Here is a 14,653-nt window from a genome sequence, read left to right as displayed (position 1 = left end):
ACAGCGATGAAGCTGACCGAAGAGTACGAAGACCTCCGCAAGACCGTCGAGGCGTTCGCCCGCGACGCCGTCGCCCCCGTGATCGGCGAGCTGTACGAGCGCGAGGAGTTCCCCTACGACATCGTCCGCCAGATGGGCCAGATGGGCCTGTTCGGCCTGCCCATCCCCGAGGAGTACGGCGGCATGGGCGGCGACTACTTCGCGCTCTGCCTCACCCTGGAGGAGCTGGCCCGGGTCGACTCCAGCGTGGCGATCACCGTGGAGGCGGCCGTCTCGCTGGGCGCCATGCCGATCTACCGCTTCGGCACGGCCGAGCAGCGCGAGCGCTGGCTGCCGAAGCTCGCCGCCGGCGAGATGCTCGGCGCGTTCGGCCTGACCGAGCCGGGCGGCGGCTCCGACGTGCCGGGCGGCATGCGGACCACCGCCGTGCTCGACGGCGACGAGTGGGTGATCAACGGCTCGAAGGCGTTCATCACCAACTCCGGCACCGACATCACCGGCGTGGTCGGCGTGGCCGCGATCACCGGGCGGCGCGCGGACGGCCGCCCCGAGATCTCCACGATCCTCGTCCCGGCCGGCACGCCCGGCTTCACGGTCGCCAAGAAGTACTCCAAGGTCGGCTGGAACTGCTCCGACACCCGCGAGCTGGCCTTCACCGACTGCCGGGTCCCGGCCGCCAACCTCCTCGGCGAGCGGGGCCGCGGCTACGCGCAGTTCCTGCAGACGCTCGACGAGGGCCGCATCGCGATCGCCGCCCTGTCCGTCGGCCTGGCCCAGGGCTGCGTGGACGAGTGCCTGCGCTACGTCCGCGAGCGCCAGGCCTTCGGCCACCCGATCGGCCACTACCAGGCCATCCAGTTCAAGATCGCCGACATGGAGGCCCGCACGCACACCGCCCGCCTGGCCTACTACCACGCGGCGGAGAAGATGCTGGCCGGCGAGCCGTTCAAGAAGGAGGCCGCCATCGCCAAACTCGTCTCCTCCAACGCGGCGATGGACAACTCCCGCGACGCCACCCAGATCTTCGGCGGGTACGGCTTCATGAACGAGTACCCCGTCGGCCGCTTCTACCGCGACGCCAAGATCCTGGAGATCGGCGAGGGCACCAGCGAGGTCCAGCGCATGCTGATCGCCCGCGAGCTGGGCCTGTCGGACCTCTGACCCGGGGACAGACGAGGCGGGGGGGGCGNNNCCCCCCGCGACGACCCGGGCGGGCCGCCGTGCGCGCCACCCGTGCCGGTTCGGGCATCTCAACGGCAGGCCGACCGATGTGAGCCGCCTCTGCTCCCTCGACGAGAGCGGCGAGGCCGGTGTCCGGTGCGCCCGCGCGAGGTTGCGGTGATCCCGGATCAAGGACATCTCCCGTCCGTGACCGTCACGTCGGCCGGTCTGTCCGAGGTGGCCGGTCGGGCGGACAGGCAGACGCGGAACTCCCCCCCGTTGTTGGTCAGTTCGTACCGGTGGTCGGACAGGTGGGTGACGCTCAATGCTCCGCGGTCCAGCGCATTCACCTCTCTTCTGAGCGAATAGAGCAGATCGTCCGGGTCCCGGCGTGCTTCGGCGGCCACGTGCTCGGCGACCTCCCGGACCTCGGACGCGCTGTAGGGGCCCGCCGCGAAGAAGAAGAAGAAGAAGAAGCCGAAGCCCGCGAAGAATGCGGCGGCTGCGAACATCCCGGCGCGCTCGGTCGCGTAGGCCCGATCCGAGGGCTCGTTGGCTTCCGGATGGCGGTATCTCGGCGCGTCGAACTTCCAGTAGAGCTTGCTCTGGTCGAGGCACCCCATGACGGCGAGAATCGCGGACAGTATCCAGAGCGTGATAGATACGAACTCCAATTCCACCACCTGTTCGTCCTGCCGTTCCTGATATGACGGTGACGGCTTCGTGCGGTGGTCGGCAGATGACGGTCCCGCCGCACCCGTCCGCGCCGGTGGCGCTTGAAGCCGGACGGAACCGCGAGCGACCTGCACCGTCCTCCGGGCCTGTGCTCGATCGCGGTCCTCCTCGAATCGGGTGGCCGCAGGCTCTGCACACCGAGGGCCGGTCCGCCGGGGGCTGGACGGTCCAGGGCGCTGCCGAGAGGCCTCGCGGGTCACTCTCTTCGGGGAAACGGTCCGGAACGGACCCGCATCGGCCCGGTCTCCGGTTTCCCAGGTGAAAGGCGGATGTTCTACGAGTGGGATCCTAATAACGATCTGAAGGATTCACGTCGTCTCGTCGCCGTATTCTCCTCCCGCGGACCGTGGTATCTCCTTGCGGGCCTCAACCCGCCGTCGTAGTCCGCCCGCGGTAGGCCACGACGGCGAGTGGTCCTGTCCAGATCCGTCCCTGAGCCGGATGCGGCCTCCTCGGGGCCGGGCGCTGGACGTCCGCGGCTCAGCGGGGTCTCCGGATGCGATCCACGTGATCTTCAGGGACGCGTTCCAGGGCCGCCAGGAGCCGCGCGGCGGCGTCCGCGCCGTCGGTGCGGACCTGCGCGGCGACGGCCCGGGCCTTCGCCGTCGCGCCGGGCTCCAGGGCGCGGGCGAGGACCGCCGCCAGCGAGTCGACGGTGGGCGGGCCGGGCGCGTGCGCGGCCCCGATCCCGAGGTCGGCGACCCGGCGCGCCCAGTAGGGCTGGTCGTAGACCTGCGGGATGACGACCTGCGGGGCCCCGGCGCGCGCGGCCGCGGTGGTGGTGCCCGCGCCGCCGTGGTGCACGACGGCGGCGACCCGGCGGAAGAGCGCCTGCTGGTTGACCTCCCCGACGGAGAAGCAGTCCGGTCCGCCGTCCACCGGCGACAGCCCGGCCCAGCCGCGGGAGACGACCGCGCGCCGCCCCAGCTCCCGGGCCGTCTGCACCATCACCCGGCCGATGTCCCCCGGGGCGGGCATGCTGCCGAGGCCGAAGTAGACAGGGGGGTCCCCCGCGTCGAGGAACGCCTCCAGGTCGTCCGGGAGCGGACGCGGGTCCGGCAGGATCCACGCGCCCGTCTGGACCACGTCCAGGTCCGCCGATCCGGGCCAGGGCCCCAGCACGGGGTCGGCGGCCAGCCAGGGCCGGTCGGTGAAGACGTGGCCGCGCACGTCGGTGACCGGCTCCAGGCCGGCCGAGGCCCGGTGGGCGTTGAGCGCGGCGCCGAAGACGGCGTTCCAGCGCTGCGCGTCCAGCTCCCAGAGCGCGGCGTCGTCCGCGCCGTCCGGCGGGACCAGGCCCGGCATGGGAGGCGGCGCGTGGTGCGGGGAGGGCAGGGTGACCGGGCAGTAGGAGGCGTGGACGTAGGGGATCTCCAGCGTCTCGGCCACCGAGCGGGCGGCGACCTGCAGGGCCCCGCACGCCACCAGCACGTCGCAGCCCCGGGCGGCCCGGCCGACCGTGGCGAACTGGGCGGCCACGGTCTCCTCCACCTGCCGGCGCAGGTCCTCCGGCGAGGGCAGGGACCGCCCGGCCGCGGGCTCCGGCGCCGCGGTCCCGCGCAGCTCGGGCCCGAGGGGGACCACGGGTATGCCGAGGCCGTCGATCCACTCCCGGAAGTCGGGAGGCGCGCACACCCGGACCTCCTCCCCGAGACTTCTCAGCCGTGACGCCAGCGCCACCACCGGCTGGACGTCACCCCGCGACCCGATCGTCGACAACAGCACACGCATGCGCATCCCCGTTCCTCGTCACCTGCTCGGACCTGGGATTCTGGACGACCACCGGGGTCTTGCGGCAAGCCCCCCACCCCGCTGTAGCTTGAAGGTGGCGGGGAGAATCCCCCGTTCCCGCCCGTCGCCCGCGATGACTCTCCGCACGATTTCTCCGGAGCGGCCCGGCCCCCTGTCCGGAGCGGCCCGGCCCCGGACCGCGAGGCCTCCTCAGGCCGGGCCGAGCAGGTCCCAGCGGTTGCCGGCCACGTCCAGGAAGACGGCGACCCGGCCGTAGGGCTCGGTGCGCGGCGCGGTCACGAACTCGACACCGGCCGTCGTCATCCGCGCACGGGCGGCCTCGAAGTCGTCCACCCGCAGGAAGAAGCCCACCCTCCCGGCGGCCTGGTCGCCGACGGCGGCGCGTTGCCGCTCGCCGTCCGCCCGGGCGAGCAGGACGCCGGTCCCGCCGCCCGGCGGACGGACGACGACCCACCGCTTCGGGCGGCCGTCGTTCGTCAGGGAGGGGGAGTCCTCGGCCAGTTCGAAGCCCAGGGCGCCGGTGAAGAACGCGATGGCTCGGTCGTAGTCGTCCACGATGATCGTGACCAGGTCGATCCGCATCCCGGTGATCCTAGGCCGCCGCGCCGTCACGTGGCGTCCCGCCGGTGTCACTCCTGCTCGCGGGCGGCCTCCGTCGCCAGGCCCTGGGCGGTGGCGACGGTGGCCGCCAGGGCCTCGGAGACGCCGGCCTCGGTGGCCTCCGTGGTGACGCCGAGGCCGGAGAGCACGCCCGTGCCGCCCTCGAGCTCCAGCAGGGCGAGCAGGACGTGCTCGGTCCCGATGTAGTTGTGGCCCAGCCGCAGGGCCTGGCGGAAGGTGAGCTCCAGCGCCTTGCGCGCCTGCTGGTCGTAGGGGACGAGGTCGGGCGCCCGCTCGGCGGCCGGGGGCAGCGCCGCGGTGGCGGCCCGCCGTACGGCCTCCAGGGTCACGCCCTGGGCGACGATCACCCGGGCGGCGATCGCCTCCGGCTCGGCGAGCAGCCCCAGCACCAGGTGCTCGGGGCCGATCTCGGCGCTGCGCGCGGTCTGGGCCTCGTTCGTCGCCGCCATGACGACGTTCCTGGCGCGGGGGGTGAAGCGGGTGAAGCCCTGGCCGGGGTCGAGGTCCGGAACGCCGGGGTCCTTCGGGGTGAAGCGCTTCTGGGCCGCCTGCTTGCTCACCCCCATGCTCCTGCCGATCTCGGTCCAGGAGGCGCCCGAGCGCCGTGCCTGGTCCACGAAGTGGCCGATCAGGTGGTCGGCGACCTCGCCGAGGTGGTCCGCGGCGATGACCGCGTCGGAGAGCTGGTCAAGCACGTCGGAGTGGACCTTCTTGATGGCCGCGATCAGATCGTCGAGCCGTACCGGGGTCGTCAGCTGAATGGGATCCGTCATGCGTCAACCATAGGTTGACGCTCTCATTTCGTCAACCAAAGGTTGACGATTCAGGTCTCCGAGGACTCCGGTGGGGACCCCGGCGGTGCGAGCCGGCCGTCACCGCCCCGACGCGGGGACGGGACCCGCCCCCCCGGCCGGGGACCGCGCCCTGCGGACCCCTCCCCGCCCACCGGGGCCCGGAGCGGGCGAGGTCGTGCGGTCCTGAAACTTTCATCCTCCGCTTCCGGTGTCCGCGCAGCTCAGCGGCCTGGCCGGTGGGCAGGGGAGCGGCTCCGGCTAGGTGGTGCGGGAGGCGGGCGGCTACGTTGCGAGCGCTCCCACCAGACCCTCTAAGGAGCCGTTCGATGTCGAGAAAGCCCATCCTGGCGGCGATGTGCGCGGCGGTCGCCGTGGCCTCCGGCGCCGCGGTGTCACTGACCGCCGGAGCCGCCGGAGCCGCCGAGGTCTCGAGGGCCTCCGCGGCCGAGTCCGCCTTCTACGTCGACCCGGAGACCGGCGCGGCCAGGTGGGTCGCCGCCAACCCCGGCGACTCGCGGGCGCCTGTCATCCGGGACCGGATCGCCTCCGTGCCGCAGGGCCGGTGGTTCACCACGACGAACACCTCGACCATCCGCTCGCAGGTGTCGGCGTTCACAGGCGCGGCGGCCGCCGCGGGCAAGACGCCCATCCTGGTCGTCTACAACATCCCCAACCGCGACTGCAGCGGCGCCAGCACCGGCGGCGCGCCCAGCCACACGGCCTACCGGCAGTGGATCGACGAGTTCGCCGCGGGGCTGCAGGGCCGGCCGGCCGCGATCATCCTGGAGCCGGACGTGCTCCCGATCATGACCAACTGCATGAGCTCCTCCCAGCAGCAGGAGGTCAACGCCTCGATGGCGTACGCCGGCAAGAAGCTGAAGGCGGCCTCCAGCCGGGCGAAGGTCTACTTCGACATCGGGCACTCGGGCTGGCTGGGCGCTGGCGAGGCCGCGGCGCGGCTGCGGGCCGCCGGGGTGGCCGACAGCGGGGACGGCATCTCGCTCAACGTCTCCAACTACCGCTGGACCTCCACCGAGGTGGCCTACGCCAAGAGCGTGCTGTCCGCCACCGGCGTCTCCCGGCTCCGTGCGGTCATCGACACCAGCCGCAACGGCAACGGCCCGGCGGGCAGCGAGTGGTGCGACCCGGCCGGGCGGGCGATCGGCACGCCGAGCACGACGGACACCGGCGACTCCATGATCGACGCGTTCCTCTGGATCAAGCTGCCGGGTGAGGCCGACGGCTGCATCGCCGGCGCCGGGCAGTTCGTCCCGCAGCGGGCCTACGACCTGGCCATGGCGGCCCCGAACACGCCGACCGCCACCCCCACGGTCACCCCCACGGTCACTCCCACGGCGACCCCGACCGTGACCCCGACGGTGACCCCCAGCTCCACGCCCATCGCCGGCCGGGCCTGCACGGCGGCCTACCGGCTGGTCAACTCCTGGCAGGGCGGCTTCCAGGCCGAGGTGACCGTCAAGAGCACCGGGACCGCGGCGCTGTCCGGCTGGACGGTGCGCTGGGCCTTCCCCGGCGGCCAGACCGTCGGCCAGCTCTGGAACGGCCGGCACACCCAGAGCGGGAGCCAGGTCACGGTGGAGAACGTGAGCCACAACGGAGGCCTGGCCCCGGGCTCCTCGGCCTCCTTCGGGTTCACCGGCACCGGGAGCGGGGCCGCGCCGTCCTCGGTGAGCTGCTCCGCCGGCTGAGCCGGTCCGGAGCACGACGAGCCGCCCCGCCCGCCTGATCCGGGCGGGGCGCACGACCCGGTACGGCCCGTGTCCGACGCGCATCCCCGCGGGCCGTACCGTTCCACGCCCGCGCGGGCCCGGACCGGCAGGGGACCACGACCCCGGTCCGGGCCCGCGCGTCCCCGCCGGGGACCCCGGTCCAGATCCGCGCGTCCCCGCCGGGAGCCGCCCGGCTATCCGGGCAGGACGCGGAGGGCGACGGTGACGATCGGGAGCTCGAACTCGCCCTCCGCCGTCTCGGGCGTGCTGTCCAGGTAGGCCCGGATCCGGGCCAGCGTCCCGGCGCGCTCGGTCTCGGGCAGGGTCAGGAACAGCGAGTGGGTGGCGATCGTCGCGACCATCGACTCCGCGGTGCGGCGCTGCCCGTGGGGGAACTCGGCCTCCTCGGCCCCACCGGCGCCCCGGCTCTCCAGCTCGGCGGAGGGGGAGCGCCAGTTCAGGAACGTCACCGTGCTCCCGGCGGTCTCCTTCAGCCCGCGCACCCAGGGCACGCGGTCGTCGTCGAGGTTCCACAGACCGGCCAGCACCCCGCCCGGCGCCAGCACGCGGCGGATCTCCGGCAGCGCCCGGTCGAGGTCGAACCAGTGCATCGCCTGCCCCACCACGACCGCGTCGACCGAGGCGTCCGGGAGGGGGATCTCCTCGGCCGCGCCGGGCAGCGCCCGGACCTCGGGCAGGGCGCGCCGGAGCTCGGCGAGCATGGCCGCGTCCGGCTCCACCGCGACGATCCCGGAGGCGTCCCCGGCCTGCCGCACCAGGGGCACCAGGGCCTCGGTGAGCTTCCCGGTCCCCGCGCCCAGGTCGAGGACGCGCAGCGGCGCGCGCCCGGAGACGGGCTCGAGCGCCCAGCGCACGGCCGCGGCGGGGTAGCCGGGCCGTTCCCGGGCGTAGGCGGCCGCCTGGCCGCCGAACGACGACGCCCGCGCGGAGACGGTCGCGGGATCGATCCCGCCGAAGGCGGCCGGGGTGCTCGCTGAGGTGCTCATGGGCTCACCCTAGCCAGCCGCCGCACTGCCGCCACACGGCCGCCGCACTGCCGCCGCGGTCAGCTGGGGAGCTGGGCCTCCAGGCGGTAGCCGTCCACGGTCACGTAGACCTGGTCGCCCGGGCGGGCGTTCAGGCGCATCAGCACGGGCTGGAGCGAGTCGAAGACCGGCTGGTCCCGCCAGACGAGGACCACCGCGTTGTCGCCGGGGCCGGTCACCGACAGCAGCGTGCCGGGGCGCATGCCGAGCCGGGTGGCGTACCCCTCGGGCACGGCCACCGGCGCTCCCCGCAGGTGCTCGCTGGTCACCTCGATCCGCTGCCAGCGGCTCGGGTCGGTCGCGGGGTTGGTCGGCGGCGGCATCGGGGCGCTCTCGCGCTGGCTGGTGATCAGGTGCGGACGGCCGCCTCCGGACAGCGCCGAGAGCGTGGCCAGGGCCGCGCGGGGGTCGATCGTGGAGGGGTTGACCTGGGGGATGGGCTGACCGCCGCGGTGGTGGCCGTTGGCGCCCGGAGTACGGCGGGGCAGCTGCTTGGCGCCCCCGCCGGGAGCCGCCGCGGCGGACTCCTCCTGCCGGTCGGAGGCGGCGAGCGCGTCCAGCCAGGCCTGCGCCGAGTGGGTGCGGATGCCGAGCTGGTGCTCCATGAGCGCGAGGACGTCGGCGTCGGCGGGCTTGCCGGCCAGCAGCCGGCGGGTCCGCTCCCGCAGGCTCCCCAGGTCGCCGACGACGAGCCAGCCGTCCTGGAGCCGCCGGTCCGGCATGAGGGTGACGAGCACCCGCCAGAGCGGGGTGCGGAGCGTGGGGACCTCGACGGGGTGGGCGGGGTCGGCGCCGATGAGCTGGTCCTCGGTGGCGGCGGAGCCCAGCCACTCGGTGAGCCCGAACATGTGCCCGGTCAGCGGGGCGGACTCCGAGGAGCGCAGCCAGAGCAGGAGACGCTCCTCGGCGGCGCGCTGGGCGGCCGACAGGGCGCCGAGGTCGGCGTTGAGCTTGTGCGCCAGCGCGCGCAGGCTGATCGGGTCGACGGCGAACAGGCGGTCCACGGCGACGGCGAGTTCCAGCGGGCCCCAGTCGCGGAACATGTTGTCCACCAGTCGCACCAGCGGGTACTCGGTGAGGTCGACCCGGGGCGGGGCGGCCTGCGCGGGCACGGCCGGGGCGGTCCGCGCGGGGGCGGGCTGCGCGGGGGCGGCCTGCACGGCGGACGCCGCGGCGGGGGCGGGGAGCTGCTCGGTGACCCCCGGGATCCGGCCGAGCACCTCGCGGAACATGGCGGTGACCACGACCTCGGGGGAGGCGGGCACGGAGGGGCCGGTGAGGTCTCCGGCGGTCAGGCGGCGCAGCCTGGACCAGCCGCCCAGGCCGGTGATGGCCGCGCGCGCGGGCTCCGGCCAGCCGGGGAGGGTGGGGTCGACCGTGTGCACGTGCAGGGCGGGGAGCACGTCGCTCAGCGGCAGGTGCTCCCAGCGGGAGACCGAGAGCCGGGCGAGCCGGTCGCAGACCCAGTCGAGCCCGGCGGTGCCGAGGGCCTTGGGGAGGGTGACGGAGGACCACCAGCCCGCGGGCAGGCGGGGGTCGGAGAGGGCTTCGGCGACCTGCTGCTGGCGGCTCCAGCGCAGGGCCGGGACCAGATCACTCAGGCAGATCGATGACTCGGCGTCCATCGGTTGACCGCAACCTCCCCAAAGTGACGCATGTGGCTAATGGTGCAGCCTACGCCGCAAGCTATCAATTCGTCTTAAGAGGGTAAAGCCGGTTGGAACCCAGATCAGACCGTAGGATACGCGGGCGACCACCGATGACCGTAACAGCTTCGGCTCCGGCCCGGCCCGCCGCTTCCAGCGCGGTCCCGTCGTCCGCCCCGGCCAGCAGCGCGGTCAGCAGCCCGGCGGCGAACGCGTCCCCTGCCCCGGTGGAGTCCACCGCCTCGGCCGGCAGCCCGGGGACCCGCGCGACGGGGCGGCCCTGCCGGGTCAGCACGGCCCCCTCGGAGCCGAGCTTCACCGCCGCCGCGCCGTACCGGAGGCCGAGCAGCTCGGCCGCCCGCTCGGCGGAGGTCTCGCGGGTCAGCAGCAGCGCCTCGTCCCGGTTGGGGATCACCAGGTCGGCCTCGGCCGTCTCCTGGACGAACCGCTCGGGCCCGAAGGACCGCAGGAACCCGGTGGAGGAGGGGTCCACGCTGCTGGACAGGCCGCGCCGGCGGGCCTCGGCCAGGAGCAGCCGGCCCAGCCGCAGGCCCGGTTCGGCGAAGAGCATGTAGCCGGACAGATGGATGTGCGCCACCCCGTCGAGCAGGGCCGGGTCCCAGTCCTCGACGCCGATCTCGCCGCCCGCGCCCCGGTTGGTGAGCATGGTCCGTTCCCGGGTGGCGTCCACGATGGCGATCACCACGGCGGTCGGCCGCCCGGGATCGGTCCGCAGGTGCGTGCGGACCCCCGCGCGCCGCAGCTCGGCATCGTGCCACTCGCCGGTGTCGTAGCCCACCCGCGCCAGCAGCCGCGCGTCGGCGCCGAGGTACGCGGCCCAGGCGGCGGTGTTGGCCGCGGACCCGCCAGGGCGCAGCACGATCTCGGCGGCGGTGTCCGTGCCGGAGGACAGGTCCGCGTACCCCTGGCGGTCGTGCAGCGCGACGACGTCGGTGACCACGTCGCCGACGACCAGCAGGCCCTTCCCGCCCGCCGTGCCGCCCGCCGTGCCGCTCGCCGTGCCCCTCGCTGTGGCCCTCGCTGTGGCCCTCGGGGCGTCCGCCGTGCCGTCGTCCCCCGCGGGCTTCCTGGCGGGTCTCCTCATGCGTCTCAGTCCCCTCGGCTCCAGGCCAGGGCGATCCGCCCCGCCAGGGCGGCGTTCCCGCGCACGGCGGCGAGGTTGGCCTCCAGCGAGGCGCCGCCGGTGCCGCGCACCAGGTAGCCGAGGAGGAAGGGGGTGATCGCCTGGCCGGTCACCTGCTCCCGATCCGCCGCGGCCAGGGCCTCGGCGAGGACCCGGTCGTGCAGGTCCGGGTCGAGCTGCTCACTCCGGGGCACCGGGTTGGCCACGATCAGCGCGGTCTCCGGCCCGCCGAGGACGTCCTGGGCGCGCATGACGCGGGCGGCCTCCTCGGGGGTCTCGAGCCGCCAGTCGACCGGCTCGCCGGAGGAGTGCAGGTAGAAGCCGGGGAACTCGCCGGTGCGGAACCCGGCCACGGTGACGCCCTTGGTCTCCAGCCGCTGCAGGGTGGCGGGCACGTCCAGGATCGACTTCACACCCGCGCACACGACGGTGATCCGGGTGCGGCTGAGCATGTCGAGGTCGGCCGACTCGTCCTGGGTGGCGGTCCACTCGCGGTGCACGCCGCCGAGGCCGCCGGTGGCGAAGACCCGGATGCCCGCCCGGGCGGCCAGGAACGAGGTGGCCGAGACCGTGGTCGCGCCGCTGGCCCCCAGCGCCGCGGCGGCGGGCAGGTCGCGGAAGCCCAGCTTGCGCAGGCCGGACCCGGTGGCGATCCGCTCCAGCCCGGCGGAGTCCAGGCCGATGCGCGCCACCCCGTCCAGCACGGCGATGGTCGCGGGTACGGCTCCCGCCTCGCGGACGATCTGCTCCAGCTCGATCGCGACCTCGAGGTTGCGGGGCTGCGGCAGGCCGTGCGAGATGATCGTGGACTCGAGCGCCACGACGGGAGCGCCCTGCGCCAGTGCCTCGGCCACCTCCTCGGACGGGCGGAGCGCGCTGTCGGTCGGCTGCTGGGTGGTACGCATGAGCGGGTTCTGTCTCCTAGGGCCTGTGCGGATGGGTCCGGGACCGGGTCCTCTGCCCCTCCGGCGCGGGGTGCACGGTTTTTTCCCTCCAAAAAAGCACGTTACGGGCATGGTGGGGTGGCGTCCACCCGGCCCGCCCGGTGGCCGGACGGGGAGGGCCGCCCACCTCCGGCTGATATGAATCTACATTGTAAAGCCGCCCGGGCGCCGACGGACCCGGAACCCCGCGGGCGCGGGAAGGGAGCCCCCGGAACCCGCCACGACGCGGAGGCCGGCGCCGCCGTCCGGTGAGCGGGTCGGGCCGCCCAGGCCATAGCCTGGAGCTATGAGCGACCTGCCCGACCTGGAGTCCCTGCGGCTGCTCGTCGAGGTCGAGCGGCTGGGCGGTCTGGGGCGGGCCGCCCGGTCGGCGGGGATCGCCCAGCCCTCGGCGAGCAAGCGGATCGCGCTGCTGGAGCGCCGGCTCGGCCTGACCCTGCTGGAGCGCACCCCCACCGGCTCCACGCTCACCTCGCAGGGGACGATGATCGCGGCCTGGGCGGCCCAGGTGCTGGCGGCGGCCGAGGAGCTGATGCGCGGGGCGCAGGCCGTACGGCACGCGCGGGCCGCGCACCTGCACATCGCGGCCAGCATGACCGTGGCCGAGTACCTGCTCCCGCGCTGGCTCGGGGAGCTGCAGAGCCGCCAGCCGCAGGTCCAGGTCGGGCTCGAGGTGCAGAACTCCGCGGAGGTGGCCCGGCTGGTCGGCGACGGCGCGGGCGGGATCGAGCTGGGGTTCGTGGAGGGGCCCTCGGTGCCGCAGGGCCTGGCTGCCCGGGTGGTGGCCACCGACCGGCTGGTGGTCGTGGTCGCCCCCGGCCACCCGTGGGCGCGCCGCCGTACCCCGCTGCTCTCCGCAGAGCTGGCGGCGACCCCGCTGGTGGTCCGGGAGCGCGGCTCCGGCACCCGCGAGACCCTGGACCGGGCGCTGGCCGGTCACGTCGCCGCGGCTCCGCGGCTGGAGCTCGGGTCGAACACCGCGGTCAAGGGCGCCGCCCGCGAGGGCTCGGCCCCGGCGGTGCTGAGCGGGTACGCGGTCGAGGCGGAGCTCGCCACCGGCCGCCTGGTGGAGGTGGCGACCGGCGGCATCGACCTGGAGCGCCGGCTCCGGGCGGTCTGGCGCCGGGGACGCCCGCCCACGGGCCCGGCCGCCGTCCTGATGGCGATCGCCCTCGGCGCGGCCAGGGGCTGACCACGTGGCCCATGGGGCCCGGGGCCGAGCGCGAGATCTGCAGGGCCAGGGGCTGACCGTGCGGCCCGCAGGCGACGGGTTTCCGGGATTCATGAGAGCTATAGACCTGTTTGTCTTTTTCGAATAGTGTGCGCGGCATGATGTCGGCCGAGGTGTCGGGTGCGCTCCGTCCCGAGCCGCACCGGCAGACCGGACTCCAACCGGAGGACCGCCCCCGCGGTCCCAGGTCCCGCTGACCGATCACCCCCGACTCCTGGATGCCCAATGCTCCGTTCCCGCTACGACGTCGTGGTCGCCGGAGGCGGCCACAACGGTCTGGTCGCCGCCGCCTACCTCGCCCGCGCGGGCCGCCGGGTGCTCGTCCTCGAACGCCTCGGCCACGTGGGCGGCCTCGCCGTCTCGACGCAGGCGTTCGACGGGGTCGACGCCCGCCTGTCGCGCTACTCCTACCTCGTCAGCCTGCTCCCGGCGAAGATCGTCAAGGATCTCGGGCTCGCGGTGGAGCTGCGCCGCCGCCGCTACGCGTCGTACACCCCGGTGGGGGAGACCGGCCTGCTGGTGGACGGCGGCGACGCCGAGCGCACCGCCGCGTCGTTCGCCCGCGTCAGCGGCGGGAACGCCGACTTCGACGCCTGGGGCCGCTTCTACGCGATGACCGCAGAGGTGGCCTCCCGGGTCGCGCCGACCCTGCTGGAACCCCTCATGGGCCGCGGCGCGATGCGCGACCTGGTGGGGCGCGAGGCCTGGCGGGACCTGTTCGAGCGGCCGATCGGCGAGGTCGTCGACCAGCGCTTCACCAGCGACACCGTGCGCGGGGTGGTGCTCACCGACGCGTTGATCGGCACCTTCGCCGACCCCCGGGACGAGGGACTGCTGGCCAACCGGTGCTTCCTGTACCACGTGATCGGTGACGGGACCGGCGACTGGAACGTCCCGGTCGGCGGGATGGGCGCGGTCTCCGGGGCCCTGGCGGACATCGCGCGGGCGGCCGGCGCGGAGATCCGCACCGGGGCCGAGGTCGTGGCGGTCAGCCCCTCGGGCGAGGTCGTCTTCCGCGACGAGGCCGGGGAGCACACGGTCACCGGCGACCGGGTCCTGGCCAACGTGCCGCCCGCCGTGCTGGCCCGGCTGCTGGGCACCGAGGAGGACCCGGTGCCCGAGGGCGCCCAGTTGAAGATCAACATGGTGCTCTCCCGGCTGCCCCGCCTGAAGGACCCCGAGGTCGGTCCGGCGGAGGCCTTCAGCGGCACCTTCCACATCAACGAGGGCCGCGACCAGCTCGCCCGTGCCCACGCCGAGGCCGCGCGGGGGGAGATCCCGAGCCTGCCGCCGGCCGAGGTGTACTGCCACTCGCTGACCGACCCGTCCGTCCTCGGCCCCGGGCTGCGCGCGGCCGGGGCCCAGACGATGACCCTGTTCGGCCTGCACATGCCCGCCCGGCTGTTCCGCGCCGACCCCGACGGAGCGCGGGAGCGGGCGGTGCGCGCGACCCTCGCCTCGGTGAACCGGGTCCTGGCCGAGCCGCTCGAGGACTGCCTGCTCCGCGGCCCGGACGGCCGGCCCTGCCTGGAGGCCAGGACCCCGGTGGACCTGGAGGACGAGACGGGCCTGCCGGGCGGGCACATCTTCCACCGCGACCTGTCCTGGCCGTTCGGCGAGGCCGGCGCGTGGGGGGTGGAGACCGGTTTCGAGCGGATCCTGCTCTGCGGCGCGGGCGCCCGGCGCGGCGGCGGCGTCAGCGGCATCCCCGGGCACAACGCCGCCATGGCGCTGCTGTCCTGAGAGGCACCCTCCCGGGAACGCCGCCCGGCCGGGCTCCGGGGTCTCCGGGACCGCGGGCTTCCCGGGGTCTCCAGGACCGCCACGCGCCGCCGGCGGATCCGGCGAG

General features: G+C 74.6%; 12 protein-coding genes. 4 read left to right on the top strand and 8 right to left on the bottom strand.

The features are described from left to right. The first annotated feature begins 6 nt into the window (after positions 1–6). Complete coding sequence (locus tag ACFOWE_RS01435; RefSeq protein WP_377284895.1) at positions 7–1,161, top strand: acyl-CoA dehydrogenase family protein; 1,155 nt, start codon at positions 7–9, stop codon at positions 1,159–1,161. 188 nt (positions 1,162–1,349) lie between these two features. On the opposite strand, the gene ACFOWE_RS01430 is transcribed toward ACFOWE_RS01435, so the two are convergent. The 4 genes from ACFOWE_RS01430 to ACFOWE_RS01415 all read right to left on the bottom strand — a co-directional run bounded on the left by ACFOWE_RS01430 (position 1,350) and on the right by ACFOWE_RS01415 (position 5,042). Next, a complete protein-coding gene (locus ACFOWE_RS01430) occupies positions 1,350–1,835 on the bottom strand; it encodes a hypothetical protein (protein ID WP_377284894.1) in 486 nt (161 codons plus the stop codon). Positions 1,836–2,376: 541 nt separating this feature from the next. Further along, the gene (locus tag ACFOWE_RS01425; protein ID WP_377284893.1) at positions 2,377–3,627 is read right to left on the bottom strand and encodes a glycosyltransferase; all 1,251 of its coding nucleotides are present in this window, start codon (positions 3,625–3,627) and stop codon (positions 2,377–2,379) included. 210 nt (positions 3,628–3,837) lie between these two features. Next, entirely contained in the window at positions 3,838–4,230 is a 393-nt protein-coding gene (locus ACFOWE_RS01420; RefSeq protein ID WP_377284892.1) for a VOC family protein, read from the bottom strand. A 47-nt stretch (positions 4,231–4,277) separates the two neighbouring features. Further along, a complete protein-coding gene (locus ACFOWE_RS01415; RefSeq protein ID WP_377284891.1) occupies positions 4,278–5,042 on the bottom strand; it encodes a Clp protease N-terminal domain-containing protein in 765 nt (254 codons plus the stop codon). A gap of 347 nt (positions 5,043–5,389) precedes the next feature. Here ACFOWE_RS01415 and ACFOWE_RS01410 point away from each other — a divergent pair, with 347 nt between their 5' ends. Continuing rightward, complete coding sequence (locus tag ACFOWE_RS01410; protein WP_377284890.1) at positions 5,390–6,772, top strand: glycoside hydrolase family 6 protein; 1,383 nt, start codon at positions 5,390–5,392, stop codon at positions 6,770–6,772. Positions 6,773–6,987: 215 nt separating this feature from the next. Here ACFOWE_RS01410 and ACFOWE_RS01405 read toward each other — a convergent pair whose 3' ends face one another. The 4 genes from ACFOWE_RS01405 to ACFOWE_RS01390 all read right to left on the bottom strand — a co-directional run bounded on the left by ACFOWE_RS01405 (position 6,988) and on the right by ACFOWE_RS01390 (position 11,534). Further along, positions 6,988–7,800, bottom strand: a complete 813-nt coding sequence (locus ACFOWE_RS01405; RefSeq protein ID WP_377284889.1) for a class I SAM-dependent methyltransferase — start codon at positions 7,798–7,800, stop codon at positions 6,988–6,990. 59 nt (positions 7,801–7,859) lie between these two features. Then, positions 7,860–9,464 carry a hypothetical protein gene (locus ACFOWE_RS01400; RefSeq protein ID WP_377284888.1) on the bottom strand — a complete coding sequence of 535 codons (1,605 nt, stop codon included), beginning with the start codon at positions 9,462–9,464 and terminating at the stop codon, positions 7,860–7,862. A gap of 64 nt (positions 9,465–9,528) precedes the next feature. After that, a complete protein-coding gene (locus ACFOWE_RS01395; protein ID WP_377284887.1) occupies positions 9,529–10,590 on the bottom strand; it encodes a carbohydrate kinase family protein in 1,062 nt (353 codons plus the stop codon). 5 nt (positions 10,591–10,595) lie between these two features. Further along, entirely contained in the window at positions 10,596–11,534 is a 939-nt protein-coding gene (locus ACFOWE_RS01390; RefSeq protein WP_377284886.1) for a pseudouridine-5'-phosphate glycosidase, read from the bottom strand. A gap of 325 nt (positions 11,535–11,859) precedes the next feature. On the opposite strand from ACFOWE_RS01390, the gene ACFOWE_RS01385 reads away from it, so the two are divergent. Together ACFOWE_RS01385 and ACFOWE_RS01380 are read left to right on the top strand one after the other, a co-directional pair. Next, entirely contained in the window at positions 11,860–12,765 is a 906-nt protein-coding gene (locus ACFOWE_RS01385) for a LysR family transcriptional regulator (RefSeq protein WP_377284885.1), read from the top strand. A 264-nt stretch (positions 12,766–13,029) separates the two neighbouring features. Then, positions 13,030–14,547, top strand: a complete 1,518-nt coding sequence (locus tag ACFOWE_RS01380) for a phytoene desaturase family protein (protein WP_377284884.1) — start codon at positions 13,030–13,032, stop codon at positions 14,545–14,547. The last annotated feature ends 106 nt before the right edge of the window (positions 14,548–14,653 follow it).

It is taken from the genome of Planomonospora corallina (assembly GCF_042650625.1).
In the GTDB taxonomy this organism is placed as follows: Bacteria; Actinomycetota; Actinomycetes; order Streptosporangiales; family Streptosporangiaceae; genus Planomonospora_B; species Planomonospora_B corallina.
Note: the sequence above shows the minus strand (reverse complement) of the source record. Positions and strands in the feature narration are given on the sequence as shown.